Origin of the sequence: Streptomyces sp. NPDC049687 (genome assembly GCF_044465285.1) — a bacterium.
Classification (GTDB): Bacteria; Actinomycetota; Actinomycetes; order Streptomycetales; family Streptomycetaceae; genus Streptomyces.
On record NZ_JBITLN010000012.1, the window covers coordinates 80,649 to 99,885 of the forward strand.

Consider the following 19,237-nt stretch of genomic DNA (forward strand, 5'->3'; position numbering starts at 1 on the left):
GAGCTGGAGAGCCTGGACACTCCCGCCCGTGGCCGCCCGGCATCGTCAGCCGGGCTCGCCTTCCCTCCGCACGTGCGTGGGTCAGAGCGCGAGGCCCGTCAGGACCAGCACCCGCTCGTAGGTGTAGTCGTCCATCGCGAACTTCACGCCCTCGCGGCCGACGCCCGACTGCTTGGCGCCGCCGTACGGCATCTGGTCGGCGCGGTAGGAGGGCACGTCGCCGATGACGACACCGCCGACCTCCAGCGCGCGGTGGGCGCGGAAGGCGACCTGGAGGTCATGGGTGAACACGCCCGCCTGGAGCCCGTACTTGGAGGAGTTGACGGCCGCGAAGGCCTCCGCCTCGCCGTCCACCTTGTGCACCGTGAGGACCGGCCCGAAGACCTCCTCGCAGGCGATCGTGGTGTCGGCCGGCACGTCGGTGAGGACGGTCGGCGCGTAGGAGGCGCCGTCGCGCTTGCCGCCGGCGAGGAGGGAGGCGCCCGCGGCGATCGCCTCGTCCACCCAGGTCTCGACGCGCTTGGCCGCGTCCTCGCTGACCAGGGGGCCGACGTCCGTCGTGTCGTCGGACGGGTCACCGGTGACCTGGGCCTCGACGGCGGCGACGATCCGCGGCAGCAGACGGTCGTGGACCGAGGCGTCCACGATGACCCGCTGCACCGAGATGCAGGACTGCCCGCCCTGGTAGTTGGAGAAGGTGGCGATACGGGTGGCGGCCCAGTCGAGGTCGGCGTCGGAGGCGTAGTCGCCGAGGACGACAGCCGCGCCGTTGCCGCCCAGCTCCAGGGTGCAGTGCTTGCGCGGCACCGAGTCCATGATCGCGTAACCGACCTTCTCGGAACCGGTGAAGGAGATGACCGGCAGCCGCTCGTCCTGGACGAGCGCGGGCATGCGGTCGTTGGCGACCGGGAGGATCGACCAGGAGCCGGCCGGCAGGTCCGTCTCGGCGAGCAGGTCGCCGATGATCAGGCCGGACAGCGGGGTCGCCGGGGCGGGCTTGAGGATGATCGGCGCGCCGGCCGCGATCGCCGGGGCCACCTTGTGGGCGCACAGGTTCAGCGGGAAGTTGAACGGCGCGATGCCGAGGACGACACCCTTGGGGAAGCGGCGGGTCAGCGCGAGCCGCCCCTGGCCGCCGAGGTCGGTGTCGAGGCGCTGGGCCTCACCGCCGTTGAACCGCCGGGCCTCCTCGGCCGCGAACCGGAAGACGGAGACGGCCCGGCCGACCTCGCCGCGCGCCCACTTGATCGGCTTGCCGTTCTCGGCGGAGATCAGCCGGGCGATCTCCTCGGTGCGCTCGGCGAGCCGCTTGCTGACGTGGTCGAGGGCGGCGGCGCGGACGTGGGCCGGGGCGGCGGCGAACTCCTCGCGCACGGCGTACGCGGCGGCCACGGCCTCCTCGACCTGCGCGTCCGTCGGCACGCTGACCTTGCCGACGAGCCGCCCGTCCCACGGCGAGGTGACGTCGAGGCTGTCCTCGCCGGTGGCCTGGCGGCCGGCGAGCCAGAAGGCGTGGGTGGAGGTCATTGGTGGATTCCCGGCCCTTCCGCGTTGGGGGTGTGCTGTGCTTCTCGTGGTCCACGGTAGGGGCGGGAGGGCGCGGAAGCGCTTGTCCGAGTCGTACGGATGGACGGTCGGCGTACTACGGTTTGGCACGGTCGGCGGGCGGGCGGGTCGCCCGGCGCAGGAACAGCCGCAGCGCGCCGAGCAGCACGGTGCACAGACACCAGCTGGCCACCACGTCCAGCGGCCAGTGGTACCCGCGCCGGACCAGCCCGTAGGACACGGCGAGGACGAGCAGGCCGGCCCCGGCGACGACCAGCCGCCGGGCGAGGGCCGTCGCCAGCCACGGCAGCAGGACCATCGCCGCGGAGCCGTAGGCGACGGCCGCCGTCGCCGTGTGGCCGGAGGGGTAGTAGCCGGTGGCGGGCGGCACGGCGGGCGTGCCGGGGCGCTCGGTCCACTCCTTCAGGGGGACGACGATCAGCGGCACCAGCGTCATCAGGACGACCGCGGCGACCGGCGGCAGCCACCAGCGCGGCCGGCCCGTCCACTGCCCCTGCAGGGCCACGTACACCGTGACCAGCACCAGTGCCGGTACCGCGACCTGCACGTTCCCCAGGTCGGACAGCAGCTCGGAGAAGCGGTCCGGGTGGATCAGGGCCCGGCTGAGGCCGTCGTCCAGGTTCAGCAGGGGGCCGTCCACGGCGACCTGCCAGGTGATCAGCGCGAAGAGGAGGGCGGGCAGGCCGAGGAGGGGGGCGTGGCGCCTCGCCGGCGCGGGCGGCGCGGCGGGGTGAGCCCCGGTCTGCTGGTCGGTGCTGGTGGGCATGCCCTACAGCCTCTCAGGGAGGGGCCGCCCACCAGGACAGAACACGTCCGTGGGGACACGGTCGCCGGGTGCGGGTGCCTTGTGGCCCGGCCGGTCGCGCCCGCGCGGCGGATGCGCCCAGTGGTACGGCCCCGCGCCCCTCGCATCGCCTGTGGCGATCGGGGGCGCTACGAGCGCACCAGGCTTCTCAGCCGCCGCCCGCCGATGCGTCGGCCGAGCCCGCTGAGCCTCCTGCGTATGCGCCGCTTGAGCCCCTTCGGCTTGCGCTTCTTCGCGGCGGTGATGTCCAGGCTGAGGTTGCCGTACGCGGTGTAGTACGGCTTGACCGCCAGGTCGGCGCTGCTTCCGCCGACGGCCGGGGCGAGGTCGTCGGCCTTGCGGGCGCCGTATCTGCGCCGGGTGCTCAGGCCCTGGGTGCGGACGGCGAGATAGACGTCCCACACGCCCTTGGTCAGCGGGCCGCCGTCCAGGGCCTTGGTGATGTCGATGTCGACGGTGAAGCCCGCCGTGCCGTGGTCGGCGTCGAGAGCGGGCGCCGGCGCCGGACGGGTGGGGATGCGCACCTCACGGCCGTCGCTGCGGGCCCGCAGCACCAGCTCGGTGGCCGGCTCACGGGTGGGTACCTTCTCGATGAAGCCGTGGCCGCGCAGCCGCAGGACACCGCGGCGCCCCTTGCGTTCCCACTCCACGGCGTCCAGCCGGTCGTCCTGGCGCAGGTCGCCGGTGACGTCGTAGCAGGAGTCGGGGATAGCGGCCCGCTCGTCGCGGAAGTACGGGTAGGCCGCGTAGGCGCGCCCGCTGTCCACGACGATGTCGTGCGGGGGCCGGCGCTTGGCCCGCTCGTCCTTCAGGAACTCGACGATGTCGATGAGTTCGGCCCGCATGCCGTGCCGCGCGCAGTGCGCGAAGAGGCGGTGGGGCACGGTCATCTGCGCGTCGAGTTCCGGGGTGTAGAACGCGTCCACGTGGTCCTTGACGATCCCCATCGCCGTGATCTGCTGGCTCTCCTCCAGCAGTGGGAACCGCCAGGAGAACGAGTCCAGGAGGCCGCCCCGGAACGTCCGCAGCAGGGCCGCGTCGCGCACCGGGCCGGGTTCGCTGTACGCGCTGATCGCGGCCATGATGCGCCGGGCCGTCTCGAAGCGTTTGGCCAGGTCGCTGTAGCTGCTGGTGATGTTGCCGTTGTCGTCGCGCTTGACCTTGTAGTAGCAGTCCTCGTCGGCGACCACCGAGACCACGGAGGCCTGCAGATAGGCCTTGGTGACGAAGAGGCGGTCCTCGCCGATGCGGATGTCCTCGTCGAAGCGCAGTCCGCGCTCCTCGAGGAACGAGCGCCGGAAGAGCTTGTGCGGGGTCAGGGCGTACCAGACGCGGGAGGTGGCCAGATCGACCACTTCCTGGTTGGCCTCGAACATGGAGCGGGGCACGTCGCAGTCCACGCCCACGTACTTGCCGAGCACCACGTCGGAGCCGTTGCGCTCGGCCATGTCGACCATGCGGCGCATGGCGTTCGGGCCGAGGTAGTCGTCGGCGTCGAGGAAGAAGACGTACCGCCCTCTGGCCAGGCCGATCGCGACGTTGCGCGGGCCGCTGGGCCCACCGGAGTTCGGCTGGTGGACGACGCGCACGACGCCGGGATGCGCGGCGGCGAAACGGTCCAGCTCCTTGCCGGTGCCGTCGGTCGACCCGTCGTCGACGGCCAGGCACTCGAGTGTGTAGGCGCCCAGCGACTGCTCGACCACCGACTCGAGACAGCGGGTCAGATAGGGCATGGCGTTGTACGCGCCGATGACCACGGTGATGGTTGGTTCCGACACCAATTCCCCCCCGGGAACCGTTCATGACAAGTAGGCCCTAGTTTTACCCTTCGTTTACTGGTTTCGCAAAGGGTTCACTCGCGCTTGGCCTGTTAACAGTTGATTTCCCGCCACGACAGGGCGGGGACAGGAAGAACGTGGGCAAGAAGAATGACCCCGGACGCCGTCCGGGGTCATGTGCCGTGGTCTGTGCCGCTGAGGAGAAGAGGAGGAAGGAGGTCGGCCACCCCGGAACAGGGGGGGTGGTTCCGGGGTGGCCGTCCGGATCGGAACGCCGGCCGCCCCGGGGGGTTTGGGGCGGGCGACCGTCCGATCGGTGAGGAGATCCGAAGCCGGAGGCTCCGATTGTGTGCGCGAGGGCACGACCAGGTCGAAGCTGGGGAGGCCCCGGCCTGGGGTTTCGCCCACAGTCCCCTGTGAGCGGGTGTATCTCTCATCTGGATAGAACGTACGGCAGTGGCACGCGGTGCAACAGGCGGAATCGCGTCCCGCCATCCACCCCGCACACCTTCTTCACACTGTCTGCCGTCCGCGGGAATCAGCTGTGCGGGTCCCCGGCTCAGATGCGCGGGACGACGGCTTTCAGCTGCGCGGGACGACGGCTTTCAGATGCGCGCGAAGGCCTGCTCGATGATGTCGAGGCCCTCGTTCAGCAGGCCTTCTCCGATGACCAGCGGGGGCAGGAAACGCAGCACGTTGCCGTAGGTGCCACAGGTCAGGACCAGCAGGCCCTCCTGGTGGCAGGCCTTGGCGAGCGCGGCGGTGGCCTCCGGGTTCGGCTCCTTGGTCGTACGGTCCTTGACCAGCTCGATGGCGATCATCGCGCCCCGGCCCCGGACGTCGCCGATGAGCTCGAACTTCTCGGCCATCGCGGTGAGGCGGGCCTTCATCGTCGCCTCGATCGCCTTCGCCCGGGCGTTGAGGTCGAGCTCCTTCATCGTCTCGATCGCGCCGAGCGCGCCCGCGCAGGCGACCGGGTTGCCGCCGTAGGTGCCGCCCAGGCCACCCGCGTGGGCGGCGTCCATGATCTCGGCGCGGCCGGTCACGGCGGCGAGCGGCAGACCGCCCGCGATGCCCTTGGCGGTGGTGATCAGGTCCGGGACGATGCCCTCGTCCTCGCAGGCGAACCACTGGCCCGTGCGGCAGAAGCCCGACTGGATCTCGTCGGCGACGAAGACGATGCCGTTGTCCCTGGCGAACTCGCTGATCGCCGGCAGGAAGCCCTTGGCCGGCTCGATGAAGCCGCCCTCGCCGAGCACCGGCTCGATGATGATCGCCGCCACGTTGTCGGGGCCGACCTGCTTGGTGATCTGGTCGATGGCCTGCGCGGCGGCCTCGGGACCCGCGTTCTCCGGGCCGGTCGGCCAGCGGTAGCCGTAGGCGACGGGGACGCGGTAGACCTCGGGCGCGAAGGGGCCGAAGCCGTGCTTGTACGGCATGTTCTTCGCGGTGAGCGCCATCGTCAGGTTCGTACGGCCGTGGTAGCCGTGGTCGAAGACGACGACCGCCTGGCGCTTGGTGTGGGCGCGGGCGATCTTGACCGCGTTCTCGACGGCCTCCGCGCCGGAGTTGAACAGCGCGGACTTCTTGGCGTGGTCACCCGGGGTGAGCTCGGCGAGGGCCTCGGCGACCTCCACATAGCCCTCGTACGGGGTGACCATGAAACAGGTGTGGGTGAAGTCGGCGAGCTGCGCGGAGGCCCGGCGTACGACGGCTTCGGCGGAGGCGCCGACGCTCGTCACCGCGATGCCGGAACCGAAGTCGATCAGACGGTTGCCGTCGACGTCCTCGATGATGCCGCCGCCCGCCCGCGCGGTGAACACCGGCAGCACGGAGCCCACGCCCTGCGCGACCGCGGCGACACGGCGGGCCTGCAGCTCCTGCGACTTCGGGCCGGGAATGGCGGTGACGATCCGGCGCTCCTGCGGAAGGGCGGTCATGAGGCGCTCCTGGGTCTTCCTGGCGTTCTGCGGACGCTTTCCTTCTTTTCTCGCAGGTTAGGACGGGGGCCGGGGGGTGGGCATGCTCCATGTGGGCGGTGTCGGCGACGCCGGTTGTCCGCCATGGACAGTGACGGCCGGACCGCGATCGCGCGGGCCTGGCCGTGTAAGCGGTGAACTCCCTTTGCGGGGGCGTTAGATTGACCGCTGATGGTGGACGGAGCGGCTGGTCAGGGGGCAACGGCGATGGACAGCGACGGGACGCGGGACGCGCGGGGCACGCATGCGAATCCTGTGCCGCGCCCTGCGGGGCCTCCGGCGGTACCGCCTCGTCCTGCACACGCCCCCAGCACATCGGCGGCGGCGGAATGGCTCGACGCCCCCCGGCCCAAGGCGAAGCCCGGGATCTGGCGGCTGCGGTACAGGCTGCCGAAGGGCGCGCAGGAGACGGAGCGGCTCGCGCCGATCACCGTCGTCGGGATGCTGATTCCCCTGGTTGCTGGTTTCATCATCTGGTCGTTCTGGCTTGAAAGCGCGATTCCCTACCAGTGGGCCTTGTTGCGCCTGCTCACCCCCGACGACTGGTGGTACGGCGCCTCGCAGATCTCGGCCAAACCCGAGGGGTTCGGCCGCCAAGCCCTCACCGCCTACGAGGGCGCGGCTTTCGCAGTGCTCGCCTACGCCATGGGGCGGCTCGGCAGCTGGCACACACTCTTCCGTCACTACTTCAGGCAGAAGCCGCAGCCCAAGCGCGCTCTGCTCGCTCTGGCCTGGGCGGTGGTGGTGTGCGGATGGGTGTTCCCCAGCGCCGTTCCGGGGTCGTTCTGGGATCCGGTCGTTCTCGACGCGATCTTCAACCTCGTGGTGGCGGTCTCGGGCGGCTACGGCTTGTTCGCTTCCGCGCTGTTCGTCTACAGCCTCTATGCCGTCGTCACCCTGCTCATCCTCTGGCCGTTCGCGGTGGCAGGCGAATGGCTGCAGTATCTGAAGGAACGACGCCCCACCGAAGGTGCGTCGCCGGCCGCCGCGCCGGCCGCCGAGCGACCCCGCTCCCAGTGGCCGGAGCTGCGGGACGCCGGGCAGCACGAGGCGGCCGAGCTGCTGACCGGCGAGGTGGCCGCCGGGCGGATGAACGACGTGGACTGCGCGCGCGTGCGGCGGGCCTGGACGGTGGGTCTGCCCGACTTCCGGGATACCGTGCTGCGGCAGGGCGGTGCCGCCTGGACCCACCCGTCCGGCGCCCGGGACCTGCCCCGGCGCACCGCGCGCCACGACCTGCTCGCCGGCCAGGTGCGCATCGGCCGCTGGGTGGCCGCCGAGCGCGCCCCGGTGACGTATCACGACGCGGGCGCCGCGCTCGGCCCGGACGTGCTGGGCACCTCGCTGCTCGCGGTCGGCCCGTCCGGCTCGGGCAAGACGCGCACGCTGGTCGAGCCGCTGACGGAGGCTCTGGCCCTGCAGGCGCTGACCGGCGGCTGCGCGGTCGTCGCGGTGTCCTCGCCCGGCGGCGGCCCGCTCGGCGCCGACTCCTCCTACGACGTGATCGTCCGCGTCGGCGACCCGTCCTCGGTGCACGACCTGGACCCGTACGCCGAATCCGACGACCCCGACGAGGCGGCCGCGATCCTCGCCGAGGCGCTGGTCGGCGACCTCGACGCGGTGAACGGCCAGAGCGCGGCCACCGCGCTCGCCCAGTTGCTGGGCCCCCACCGGGCCGCGCACGGCCGCTTTCCGACCCTCCCTCAGCTGCGGGAGCTCCTCGAAGGCGAGCCGGGCGCGCTGGCCGCGCTGCGGGAGGCGGTGGCCGGGAACGAGGTGATGCGCCGCGAGCTGGAGGCGCGGATCCGGCAGACGGGCACCCCGGGCGATCCGGGCCGTGCCCTCGCCGACCGGCTGTCGCTGCTGAACCGGCCGGTGTTCGACGGCTTCTTCGGCGGGGACGGCGACACGCACCGCGCGTTCTCCCTCCGCGCCGTCGCCCACCATCCGCTGCGGGTCCGCATCGACCTGCCCGAGCGCGGCCACGAGGAGGCGGGCCGGCTGATCACCCGGCTGGTCCTGGCCCAGTTCCACGCCGTCGTGCGGGAGGGCCGGCGCGCCCACTTCGTCTGCCTGGTGCTGGACGACGCGACGGGCGCGGTCACCGCCGACTCGGTGCGCCGGATCCAGCGGCTGCGCTCGCAGAACGCGGGCGTGGTCCTCGCCCTGCGCACCGTCGGCGACGTACCGGAGCCCCTGCACGGGCCTTTGTACGGGGCCGTGGGCTGCCGTATGGCGTTCTCCGGGATCACCACCTGGGACGGCAGCCGGTTCGCGCAGACCTGGGGCACCGAGTGGGTGGAGACCACGGAGGTCGCCAAGCACACGGTCTTCGCCGACCAGCCGATGACCCGGGCCATCCACGCGCTGCGCAAGCTGGTGACCGGCAAGGCGGTGACCACGGACGCGGTGACCGTGCGCCAGGTCGAGCGGGAGCGCTGGTCGGCGTCCCGGCTGGCGCACGAGGTGCCGCCGGGGCACGCGGTGCTGTCCCTGACGAGCGTCGAGGGCGAGCACGCGCCGCCGCTGCTGGTGGACCTGAGGGGCTGAAGCGACGCACGGGACTCCTCCAGTGAGGCAGAATCGACCCAGGCCCTTCATACGCAGTGGCCAAAGGATCACTCTCCTCCACGGAAGGCCCCATGCCTCCCACGCTCGCCTCGCTCGTCCACCATTCCGCGCTGAAGCTGACCGTGCGGGCTGGCGAGGACCGCCTGGACGTACCGGTGCGCTGGGCGCATGTCAGCGAGCTCGCGGACCCGGTGCCGTACATGGAGGGCGGGGAGCTGCTGCTGATCACCGCGCTGAAGCTGGACGCGGAGGACCCCGAGGCGATGCGGCGCTATGTGAAGCGCCTGGTCGGGGCCGGGGTGGTCGGGCTCGGCTTCGCGGTCGGCGTCAACTACGACGACATCCCGAAGGCCCTCGCCGACGCGGCCGAGCAGGAGGGCCTGCCCCTGCTGGAGGTGCCGCGCCGGACGCCGTTCCTCGCGATCAGCAAGGCGGTGTCGGCGGCCATCGCCGCCGATCAGTACCGGGCGGTGACGGCGGGGTTCGCGGCCCAGCGGGAGCTGACGAAGCAGGCGCTCACGGACGGCCCGGAGGGGTTGCTGGCCGCGCTCGCCGCACAGGTCGACGGGTGGGCGGCGCTGTACGACGCCTCGGGCGCCGTCGTCGCGACCGCGCCGGAGTGGGCGGGCCGGCGGGCCGCGCGGCTCACGGCGGAGGTGGAGCGGCTGCGGGAGCGCCCGGCACCGGCGTCGGTGGTGGTCGGCGGGACGGGGACCGCCGAGAACGGCGAGAGCGCGGAGAACGCCGACCGGATCGAGCTGCACACCCTGGGCACCGGCCGCCGCCCGCGCGCCGCGCTCGCCGTCGGCACGGCGGCGGCGCCGGGCACGGCGGAGCGGTACGCCGTGCACTCGGCGATCGCCCTGCTCACCCTGACGACGGAGCGCTCCCGCTCGCTGCACGCGGCCGAGCAGCGCATCGGCGCGGCGGTCCTGCGCATGCTCCTGGCGGGCGAACCGGACCACGCCCGCGCCGTCGCCGGCGACCTCTACGGCGAACTGCTCGACGCCCCCTTCCGGGTGATCGTGGCGGAGCCCGCGTCGACCGCCGACCCGGACGGCGACGCCCTCGGCCTGTTCACCGAGGTGGTCGAGGCGGCGGCCGCCCGCTCCGGCGAGGCCGTGCTGGTGGTGCCCGAGGGTGAGCGGCTGGTGGTGCTGGCCGCGGACGGGGGCGCGGCGGTGGCCGCCTGCGCGCGGTACGCGACGGCGCTGGAGGGGGCCCGCGCGAACGGCGAGGGACGTGAGGACGAGGAGCTGGTCGTCGGTCTGTCGGCGCCGGCCGGGCCGATCGCCGCGGCGGCGGCGTACAAGCAGGCCGAGCAGGCGCTGTCGGTGGCCCGGCGCCGGGGCAGGGTCTTCGTCGAGCACGAACAGCTCGCGGCGGGCTCGGTCCTGCCGCTGCTCGCGGACGACGCGGTGAAGGCGTTCGCCGACGGTCTGCTGCGCGCGCTGCACGAGCACGACGCGACCGGCCGCGGCGATCTCGTCGCCTCCCTGCGCGCCTGGCTCTCCCGGCACGGCCAGTGGGACGCGGCGGCGGCCGACCTGGGCGTCCACCGCCACACCCTCCGCTACCGGATGCGCCGCGTGGAGGAGATCCTCGGCCGCTCCCTCGACGACCCGGACGTACGGATGGAACTGTGGCTGGCGCTGAAGGCGACGTCGGCCGACTAGGACCTGTGCCGCACACCCTGTGCCGCACACCCTGCGGTGTGCGGCACGGTGCCCGATGGGGTGAATCCGGTCAGCTGTCGAAGCCCAGCCCCAGCCGGTCCATCGCCTTCAGCCACAGGTTGCGCCGCCCGGCGTGGGCGTCCGCCCGCGCCAGCGACCACTTGGTGAGCGCGATCCCGGTCCAGGCGAACGGCTCCGGCGGGAACGGCAGCGGCTTCCTGCGGACCATCTCCAGGGCCGTCCGCTCGGTCCGCTCCCCCGCCAGCAGGTCCAGCATCACCTCGGCGCCGAACCGGGTGGCCCCCACGCCCAGGCCGGTGTACCCGGCCGCGTAGGCGACCTTCCCCTGGTGGGCGGTGCCGAAGAACGCCGAGAAGCGGGAGCACGTGTCGATGGCCCCGCCCCACGCGTGGGTGAAACGGACGCCCTCCAGCTGCGGGAAGCAGCCGAAGAAGTGCGCGGCGAGCTTGGCGTACGTCTCCGGCCGGTCGTCGTACTCGGCGCGGACGCGACCGCCGTAGGGGTAGATCGCGTCGTAACCGCCCCACAGGACCCGGTTGTCGGCGGACAGCCGGAAGTAGTGGAACTGGTTGGCGCTGTCTCCCAGCCCCTGGCGGTTCTTCCAGCCGATCGAGCCGAGTTGCTCGGCGGTGAGCGGCTCGGTCATCAGGGCGTAGTCGTAGACCGGGACGGTGTACGCCCGCACCCGCTTGACCAGGTTCGGGAAGATGTTCGTGCCGAGGGCGACCTGCCGGGCCCGGACCCGCCCGTACGGCGTGCGTACGGCCATCCCCGCGCCGTACGGCCTGAGGTCCAGCGCGGGCGTGTGCTCGTGGACGCGGACGCCCAGCCGGACACACGCCTGCTTCAGGCCCCAGGCCAGCTTGGCGGGGTGGAGCATGGCCACGCCCCGGCGGTCGTACAGGCCCGCCTCGAAGGTGGGCGAGGCGACCTGCTCGCGGACCGCGTCGGCGTCGAGGAACTCGATGCCGTCGGCGAGACCCTTGCGTTCGAGCTCCTCGTACCAGTCGCGCAGTTCCCATGCCTGGTACGTCTCGGTGGCGACGTCGATCTCGCCGGTGCGCTCGAAGTCGCAGTCGATGCCGTGCCGGGCGATCGCCGCCTCGATCTCGTCGAGGTTGCGCGCGCCCAGCTCCTGCAGCTTGTGGATCTCGTCGGGCCAGCGGGCCAGCCCGTTGGGCAGCCCGTGGGTGAGGGAGGCCGCGCAGAAGCCTCCGTTGCGGCCCGAGGCGGCCCAGCCCACCTCGCGGCCCTCCAGCAGCACCACGTCCCGCTGCGGCTCGCGCTCCTTGGCGACGAGCGCGGTCCACAGTCCGCTGTACCCGCCGCCGACGACCAGCAGATCGCAGGTCTCGGCGCCGGTGAGCGCGGGTTCGGGGTGGGGCTTGCCGGGGTCTTCCAGCCAGTACGGGACCGGCTGGGCTTCGGAAAGGGCCTTTGTCCAACGGCTCATGGCGCTTGGGGCCATGATTTCAACTCCCTACGAAGGGTTTCCGAAAGGCTTACGCCTTCTGCTTGTTACGGCGATTACCGACGACCATCGACATCAGGACGAGCAGCACGGCGACGAGGAACATGGCCGTACCGATGACATTGATCTGAACGGGCGTTCCACGCTGTGCCGAGCCCCAGACGAACATGGGGAAGGTGACGGTCGAACCGGCGTTGAAATTGGTGATGATGAAATCGTCGAAGGAGAGCGCGAAGGCGAGCAGCGCGCCCGCGGCGATTCCGGGGGCCGCGATGGGGAGCGTGACGCGCAGGAACGTCTGCGCCGGTCCGGCGTAGAGGTCCTGGGCGGCCTGCTCCAGGCGCGGGTCCATCGACATGACGCGTGCCTTGACGGCCGTCACGACGAAGCTGAGGCAGAACATGATGTGCGCGATGAGGATCGTCCAGAATCCGAGCTGGGCACCCATGTTGAGGAACAGGGTGAGCAGGGAGGCGGCCATGACGACCTCGGGCATCGCCATCGGCAGGAAGATCAGCGAGTTGACGGCGCCCCGCGCGCGGAAGCGGTAGCGGACCAGCGCGAAGGCGATCGCCGTGCCGAGCAGGGTCGCGCCGATGGTCGCCCAGACAGCGATCTGGAGGCTGATCGACAGCGAGCCGCACATGCCGGCGACCCCGCAGGGATCCTTCCAGGCGTCCGTGGAGAACTGCTGCCACTGGTAGTTGAAGCGCCCCTTCGGCTTGTTGAAGGAGAACACCGTGACGACGACGTTCGGCAGGAGCAGATAGCCGAGGGTCAGCAGTCCCGCGATGACGACGAGATGGCGCTTGAGCCAGTTGACGAAGGGCATTTAGACCAGATCCTCCGTCCCGGACCTGCGGATGTAGAAGGTGATCATGAGGAGAATCGCGGCCATGAGGATGAACGACAGCGCGGCAGCCGTCGGATAGTCCAGCACGCGCAGGAACTGTGTCTGGATCACGTTTCCGATCATGCGGGTGTGGGTGGAGCCGAGGAGTTCCGCGTTGACGTAGTCGCCGGCCGCCGGGATGAAGGTCAGCAGCGTGCCGGAGACGACACCGGGCATCGACAGCGGGAAGGTGACCCTCCGGAAGGTGGTGATCGGCTTGGCGTACAGATCGCCGGCCGCCTCGTGCAGGCGTACGTCGATGCGCTCCAGCGAGGTGTAGAGCGGCAGGATCATGAACGGCAGGAAGTTGTACGTCAGACCGCACACCACCGCGAGCGGTGTGGCGAGGACGCGGTCGCCGGCCGTCCAGCCGAGCCAGCCGGTGACGTCCAGGACGTGCAGCGAGTTGAGGGCGGCGACGACCGGGCCGCCGTCCGCGAGGATCGTCTTCCAGGCGAGGGTGCGGATCAGGAAGCTGGTGAAGAAGGGCGCGATCACCAGGATCATGATCAGGTTGCGCCAGCGTCCCGCGCGGAAGGCGATCAGATACGCCAGCGGGTAGCCCAGCAGCAGGCAGAGGACGGTCGCGGCGGCCGCGTAGAGGACCGATCGCGCGAACTTCGGCCAGTACTCGCTCAGCGCGTCCCAGTAGGTCGCGAGGTGCCAGGTGACCTTGTAGCCGTCCTCCAGCGAGCCCGTCTGCACGGAGGTGGAGGCCTGGTAGATCATCGGCAGCGCGAAGAACACGATCAGCCAGAGCATGCCGGGCAGCAGCAGCCAGTACGGCGTCCAGCGGCCGCGTCTGCGGGGCGGCTTCTTGTCGGGGGCCGTCGGGGAGAGAGGCGGGGGCGCCTCGGTGAGCGTCGCCATTTCAGACCGCCGTCTCTTCCTGGATGCCGGCGTCCATGTCCTGGGAGGCGTCGAGGCCGAAGGTGTGGGCGGGGTTCCAGTGCAGGACGACGTCGGCGCCGGGGACCAGCCGGGAGTCGCGGTCGATGTTCTGTGCGTAGACCTCGAACCCGGGGCAGACCGCGCTGTCGATGACGTACTGGGTGGAGACGCCGATGAACGAGGAGTCGGCTATCTTCCCGGTGATGCGGTTGCGGCCCTCGGGGACCTCGCCCGCGTCGTCGGCGTGGGTGAGTGAGATCTTCTCCGGGCGGACGCCGACCAGCACCCTGCCGCCGGTCGTGGCCGGGGCGGAGCAGCGGGCCTCGGGGAGCACCAGCTTGCCGTCGCCCGCCTTCAGGACGATGCCGTCGCCGGTCCTGGAGTCGACCTCGGCCTCGATCAGGTTGGACGTGCCGAGGAAGTTCGCCACGAAGGTGGTGCTCGGGTTCTCGTAGAGGTCGGTCGGCGAGCCGAGCTGTTCGACGCGGCCCGCGTTCATCACGGCGACCGTGTCCGCCATCGTCATGGCCTCCTCCTGGTCGTGCGTGACGTGCACGAAGGTGATGCCGACCTCGGTCTGGATGCGCTTGAGCTCCAGCTGCATCTGGCGGCGCAGCTTGAGGTCGAGGGCGCCGAGGGGCTCGTCGAGGAGGAGCACCTTGGGGTGGTTGATGAGGGCGCGGGCCACGGCGACGCGCTGCTGCTGGCCGCCGGAGAGCTGGTGGGGCTTCTTGCGGGCCTGCTCGCCGAGCTGGACGAGCTCCAGCATGTCCTCGACCTGCTTCTTCACGCTCTTGACGCCGCGTCGGCGCAGGCCGAAGGCGACGTTCTCGAAGATGTCGAGGTGCGGGAAGAGGGCGTAGGACTGGAAGACGGTGTTCACCGGGCGCTTGTACGGCGGGAGGGCCGTGACGTCCTGGTCGCCGAGGTGGACGGTCCCGGAGGAGGGTTCCTCCAGACCGGCGATCATGCGCAGGGTGGTGGTCTTGCCGCAGCCGGAGGCGCCGAGCAGGGCGAAGAAGGAGCCCTGCGGGACGGTCAGATCGAGCGGGTGGACGGCGGTGAAGGAGCCGTAGGTCTTGCTGATGCCGGTCAGTCGGACGTCGCCGCTGCCGCTGTCGGTGGTCTTCATCGTCGTCACGCCCCTGTGAGCTTCGCGAACTTCGCCTCGTAGGCGGTCTCTTCCTTCGCGCTCAGGGAGCGGAAGGCGTGGGACTTCGCCTGCATGGCCTTGTCGGGGATGATCAGCGGGTTGTCCGCCGCGTCCTTGTCGATCTTCGCAAGCTCGGCCTGCACGCCGTCGACGGGACAGACGTAATTGATGTAGGCGGCGAGCTCGGCGGCCGGCTCGGGCTCGTAGTAGTAGTCCATGAGCCGCTCGGCGTTCGTCTTGTGACGCGCCTTGTTGGGGATCAGCATGTTGTCGCTGGACGTCAGATAGCCGCTGTCCGGGATGACGAAGTCGACGTGGGGGCTGTCCGCCTTGAGCTGGACGACGTCACCGGCCCAGGCGATGCAGGCCGCGAAGTCGCCGCTGGTGATGTCGGACGTGTAGTCGTTGCCGGTGAAGCGGCGGATCTGGCCGCTGTCCACGCCCTTCTGGAGCCGTGCGATGGCCGCGTCGTAGTCGTCGTCGGTGAAGTTCCCCGGGTCCTTGCCCATGTCGAGCAGGGTCATGCCCACGCTGTCGCGCATCTCGGTGAGGAAGCCGACGCGGCCCTTGAGCTTGGGGTTGTCGAGCAGGTCGGAGACCGACTTCACCTCGACGCCGTCGAGTGCCTTCTTGTTGTAGGCGATGACCGTGGAGATGCCCTGCCAGGGGTACGAGTACGCCCGGCCCGGGTCCCAGTCGGGGCTGCGGAACTGCTGCGACAGGCCCGCGTAGGCGTGCGGCAGGTTGGACGCGTCCAGTTTCTGGACCCACCCCAGGCGGATGAGGCGGGCGGCCAGCCAGTCGGTGAGGACGATCAGGTCTCGGCCGGTGTCCTGGCCCGCGGCGAGCTGCGGCTTGATCTTGCCGAAGAACTCGTTGTTGTCGTTGATGTCCTCGGTGTACGTGACGTTGATGCCGGTCCGTCGGGTGAACGCGTCGAGCGTCGGGTGGCGCTTGCCGCTGTCGTCGACGTCCATGTAATCGGTCCAGTTGGAGAAGTTGACGGTCTTCTCCTCGGCCGAGTGGTCCTCGGCGGACGTGCCGCCCCGGGTCTTGCCCGCGGCGGGGATCCCGCAGGCGCTCAGCGCCCCGAGGCCGCCCAGGGTGAGCGCGCCGCCCGCCGAGGCGCGCAGCAGCGACCGGCGGGTCATGGCGGCCCTGCCGCTGCGGAAGCTGCGCCTTATGGCGGCCAGTCGGGCCGGGCTCAGGCGGTCGGGCTCGTACTGCTCCATGCGCGTGGTGCCCTTTCGGGAGGTCCGGCCGTGGTCGGCGGCCGATCGTCGTCGCTTATGAGTCCCCGAAGATGGTGCGGTGCCAGGGCTTCCGGGCCACCGCAGTGTTGTCGAACATGACGTGCTTGATCTGGGTGTACTCCTCGAACGAGTACGCTGACATGTCCTTGCCGAAGCCGGAGGCCTTGTATCCGCCGTGGGGCATCTCGCTGATGATCGGGATGTGGTCGTTGATCCACACGCACCCCGCCTTGATCTCGCGTGTCGCCCGGTTCGCCCGGAACACGTCCCGGGTCCACGCGGAGGCCGCGAGCCCGTAGGGGGTGTCGTTGGCGAGCCGGATGCCCTCGTCGTCACCGTCGAAGGGCAGGACGACCAGCACCGGCCCGAAGAGCTCGGACTGCACGACCTCGCTGTCCTGGGCCGCGTCCGCGATCAGGGTGGGGAGGTAGTACGCGCCGTCCTCGAGCTCGCCGCGCGGAGCCTCGCCGCCGGTCACCACGCGCGCGTGGGCACGCGCCCGGTCGACGAAGGCGGCGACGCGGTCGCGCTGGACGTGCGAGATCAGGGGGCCGATGTCGGTGCCCTCGGCGAACGGGTCGCCGACCCGGACGGTCGCCATGAGGGCGGCCGTCCGCTCGACGAACGCCTCGTACAGGGGCCGCTGCACGTACGCGCGCGTGGCGGCCGTGCAGTCCTGGCCGGTGTTGATGAGCGCGCCCGCGACGGCGCCGTTGACGGCGGCGTCCAGGTCGGCGTCGTCGAAGACGACGAAGGGGGCCTTGCCGCCGAGTTCCAGGTGGAGGCGCTTGACGGTGGCGGTGGCGATCTCGGCGACGCGCCTGCCCACGGCGGTGGACCCGGTGAAGGAGGTCATCGCCACGCCGGGATGGCCCACGAGGTGCTCACCGGCCTCCTTCCCGGTCCCGGTGACGATGTTGATCACACCGTCCGGGATCCCGGCCTCGGTCGCCGCCCGGGCGAAGAGGAGGGAGGTGAGCGGGGTCGGCTCGGCCGGCTTCAGCACGATCGTGTTGCCCGCGGCGATCGCCGGGAGGATCTTCCAGGCGGCCATCTGGAGGGGATAGTTCCAGGGGGCGATGGAGCCGACCACGCCGATGGGTTCGCGGCGGACGTATGAGGTGTGGTCACCGGAGTACTCCCCGGCCGACTGGCCGGCGAGATGGCGGGCGGCGCCGGCGAAGAAGGCGGTGTTGTCGACGGTGCCCGGCACGTCGAACTCGCGGGTCAGCTTCAGCGGCTTGCCGCACTGGAGGGACTCGGCGCGGGCGAGGTCCTCGGCTCGGTCGGCGAGGACGGCGGCGAAGCGGTGCAGGGCGTCGGAGCGCTCGGCGGGCGTGGCGCCGGCCCAGGCCGGGAAGGCGGCGCGGGCGGCGGCGACGGCCGCGTCCACGTCGGCGGTCGAGGCCAGCTCGTAGGTGAGCACGTCCTCGCCGGTGGCCGGGTCGATCACGGCGTGGGTGCGGCCCGAGGTGCCGCGGGCGAGGCGGCCCGCGATGTACTGAGCGCCGTCGGCGAAACGCTCCCGCGCGGGGAACCTCTCGGCGGGGTCCGGGGTGGCGGTGCCCGGGTTCTGCATGTCGCTCTCCTCCGCCTTCGCCCCGCGGTGTGCGAGGGCGGGTGGCGTAGCTCCAGCTTGATTTGAGTGCCGATCCTGACAGAGCAACGGCACTCCAACAAGTGATTCCGTTGTTGCCTTTTGGTTACGCGACGGAATCTGTCGACCAGGTGTCGAGTCGGGGCGGAAAAGGCGGGACGCACTGTCAGTGGCGGCTGACATGCTGGCGTGCATGGAGAAGGTCGACGGGCGGGAGGCCCTGGTCCGGGAGGTCCGGGCCGGGGCGAAGATCAAGTATCTGCACTTCTGGGGGCACCGGCCGAGGCCGGACGGCAGGCTCGGCTCGAGCTGTCTGAGCCAGTGGTGGCCGTCACCGTTCGTGGTCGACGGGGTCGCCTACGCGACGGCCGAGCACTGGATGATGGCGGAGAAGGCCCGGCTCTTCGGCGACGCGGAGGCGGAGAAGCGGGCGCTGGCGGCGGGGCACCCTTCCCAGGCGAAGAAGGCGGGGCGGCTGGTGCGCGGCTTCGACGAGGCGATCTGGGAGCGGGAGCGCTTCCGGATCGTCGTCGAGGGCAGCGTCCACAAGTTCGGCTCGGATCCGGAGCTGGCAGCTTTTCTGCTGGGCACGGGCGAGCGGGTGCTGGTGGAGGCGAGCCCCGTCGACCGGGTGTGGGGCATCGGCCTCTCGGCGGACGACGAGGCGGCACTGGACCCGGAGCGCTGGCGGGGACCGAACCTGCTGGGCTTCGCACTGATGGAGGCCCGACGGCAGTTGCGGGGAGCGTGAGCCGGGTGCGGCGCCGTCCTGCCCTGAGGGATGTCCGTCGGACCTCACTCAGGGCAGCAGAAGGATCAGCAAGCCCAGCCCGGCCCCGAGGGCGATGCCCGCGGCCCCGCAGATGATGCCGGCCAGGGCCTGACCCGGGTTGTCGGCCTCGCCCCGGTTGGCCTTCGCACGGCCGATCGCGCCGAAGACCACGCCGAGGACGCCGACGACGATCGCCACCGGCCACAGGCAGAAGATCACGGCCGAGACGATCCCGAGCACCATCCCGGTGACGCCCAGCCCGTTGCTGTCGCCCTGCGGCGTGCCGGGCCAGTAGGAGCCCTGGGGTGGGGAGGGGTAGCCGTAGCCGCCGGGATAGCCGTAGCCGTAAGGAATCTGGCCGGGGCCGTCCGGGGATATCGGCGGCGGGGGGACCGCCCCGTTCCGGGCGACCGGGGGCGCGAAGGGGTCGGGCGGCGGACCGCCCGCCGCCGTGGCGGGGTTCGGCGGCGGGAAGGAGGCGAGGGGGCCGGGGCCGTTCCAGGCCCGGGGGGCGCTGTCGGCGGGCGGGGCCTGGGTCACCGGCTCGTTCGCGGCGACGGTGTGGCCGGGGCCGACCCGCGCTCCGTCACCCGGGGCCGCCCACGGGTCGGCTGCCGCGGCCCTCTTGTCCAACGACACCTTGGGAGCCGCGTCCTGCGGACCGTCCGCCTCGTCGGAGGCAGGCGCGGGCCACGGATCACGACCGGCGTCATCGGCCGGAGTCGGCGCGTGGTCGGGCATGCGCGGGATCCCCTCTGTCGTACGTTCCGTCATGCTACGGCCCGAGGACGGTCCGCCGGACCCCCGCCCGT

Annotated in this window: 14 protein-coding genes and 1 pseudogene; 3 read left to right on the top strand and 12 right to left on the bottom strand. The window is 71.4% G+C overall.

Features of this window, described 5'->3' with window-relative positions; genetic code table 11:
- Positions 1-81 precede the first annotated feature (81 nt).
- The 5 genes and pseudogenes from ACIBVL_RS31795 to gabT all read right to left on the bottom strand — a co-directional run bounded on the left by ACIBVL_RS31795 (position 82) and on the right by gabT (position 6,089).
- On the bottom strand, positions 82-1,527 hold the full coding sequence (locus ACIBVL_RS31795; protein ID WP_399102521.1) for an aldehyde dehydrogenase family protein: 1,446 nt from the start codon (positions 1,525-1,527) through the stop codon (positions 82-84).
- A 115-nt stretch (positions 1,528-1,642) separates the two neighbouring features.
- Complete coding sequence (locus ACIBVL_RS31800) at positions 1,643-2,332, bottom strand: phosphatase PAP2 family protein (RefSeq protein WP_399102523.1); 690 nt, start codon at positions 2,330-2,332, stop codon at positions 1,643-1,645.
- Between the two features lie 167 nt (positions 2,333-2,499).
- Positions 2,500-4,149: a glycosyltransferase family 2 protein gene (locus ACIBVL_RS31805; RefSeq protein WP_399102525.1), complete on the bottom strand. Its 1,650-nt coding sequence runs from the start codon at positions 4,147-4,149 to the stop codon at positions 2,500-2,502.
- A gap of 214 nt (positions 4,150-4,363) precedes the next feature.
- Positions 4,364-4,586 (bottom strand): annotated as a pseudogene (locus ACIBVL_RS31810) (phosphoesterase); the annotation flags it as partial.
- 168 nt (positions 4,587-4,754) lie between these two features.
- On the bottom strand, positions 4,755-6,089 hold the full coding sequence (gene gabT / locus ACIBVL_RS31815; RefSeq protein ID WP_399102527.1) for a 4-aminobutyrate--2-oxoglutarate transaminase: 1,335 nt from the start codon (positions 6,087-6,089) through the stop codon (positions 4,755-4,757).
- A 246-nt stretch (positions 6,090-6,335) separates the two neighbouring features.
- Between gabT and ACIBVL_RS31820 the strand changes: the two genes are divergently transcribed.
- Together ACIBVL_RS31820 and ACIBVL_RS31825 are read left to right on the top strand one after the other, a co-directional pair.
- Positions 6,336-8,678 (top strand): ATP/GTP-binding protein, encoded by a 2,343-nt coding sequence (locus tag ACIBVL_RS31820; RefSeq protein WP_399102529.1) that lies wholly within the window; start codon positions 6,336-6,338, stop codon positions 8,676-8,678.
- Positions 8,679-8,770: 92 nt separating this feature from the next.
- Positions 8,771-10,375: a PucR family transcriptional regulator gene (locus ACIBVL_RS31825; RefSeq protein WP_399102530.1), complete on the top strand. Its 1,605-nt coding sequence runs from the start codon at positions 8,771-8,773 to the stop codon at positions 10,373-10,375.
- 70 nt (positions 10,376-10,445) lie between these two features.
- On the opposite strand, the gene ACIBVL_RS31830 is transcribed toward ACIBVL_RS31825, so the two are convergent.
- From ACIBVL_RS31830 to ACIBVL_RS31855, 6 genes are read right to left on the bottom strand one after another with little or no spacing between them, the layout of a single operon-like run.
- Entirely contained in the window at positions 10,446-11,864 is a 1,419-nt protein-coding gene (locus ACIBVL_RS31830; RefSeq protein WP_399102532.1) for an NAD(P)/FAD-dependent oxidoreductase, read from the bottom strand.
- Positions 11,865-11,898: 34 nt separating this feature from the next.
- Positions 11,899-12,699 (bottom strand): ABC transporter permease, encoded by an 801-nt coding sequence (locus tag ACIBVL_RS31835; protein ID WP_399102534.1) that lies wholly within the window; start codon positions 12,697-12,699, stop codon positions 11,899-11,901.
- Complete coding sequence (locus ACIBVL_RS31840; RefSeq protein WP_399102536.1) at positions 12,700-13,629, bottom strand: ABC transporter permease; 930 nt, start codon at positions 13,627-13,629, stop codon at positions 12,700-12,702.
- A 1-nt stretch (position 13,630) separates the two neighbouring features.
- Positions 13,631-14,791 (bottom strand): ABC transporter ATP-binding protein, encoded by a 1,161-nt coding sequence (locus tag ACIBVL_RS31845; RefSeq protein ID WP_399102538.1) that lies wholly within the window; start codon positions 14,789-14,791, stop codon positions 13,631-13,633.
- Entirely contained in the window at positions 14,788-16,035 is a 1,248-nt protein-coding gene (locus ACIBVL_RS31850) for a PotD/PotF family extracellular solute-binding protein (protein WP_399102540.1), read from the bottom strand. Before ACIBVL_RS31850 ends, ACIBVL_RS31845 begins: the two co-directional genes overlap by 4 nt.
- A 55-nt stretch (positions 16,036-16,090) precedes the next feature.
- Entirely contained in the window at positions 16,091-17,635 is a 1,545-nt protein-coding gene (locus ACIBVL_RS31855) for a gamma-aminobutyraldehyde dehydrogenase (RefSeq protein WP_399102542.1), read from the bottom strand.
- 211 nt (positions 17,636-17,846) lie between these two features.
- On the opposite strand from ACIBVL_RS31855, the gene ACIBVL_RS31860 reads away from it, so the two are divergent.
- Positions 17,847-18,404 (top strand): NADAR family protein, encoded by a 558-nt coding sequence (locus ACIBVL_RS31860; RefSeq protein ID WP_399102544.1) that lies wholly within the window; start codon positions 17,847-17,849, stop codon positions 18,402-18,404.
- A gap of 48 nt (positions 18,405-18,452) precedes the next feature.
- Here the strand turns inward: ACIBVL_RS31860 and ACIBVL_RS31865 are convergent, their stop codons facing one another.
- Positions 18,453-19,166, bottom strand: coding sequence for a DUF4190 domain-containing protein (locus tag ACIBVL_RS31865; protein ID WP_399102545.1), 714 nt, complete (start codon positions 19,164-19,166; stop codon positions 18,453-18,455).
- Between the last annotated feature and the right edge of the window lie 71 nt (positions 19,167-19,237).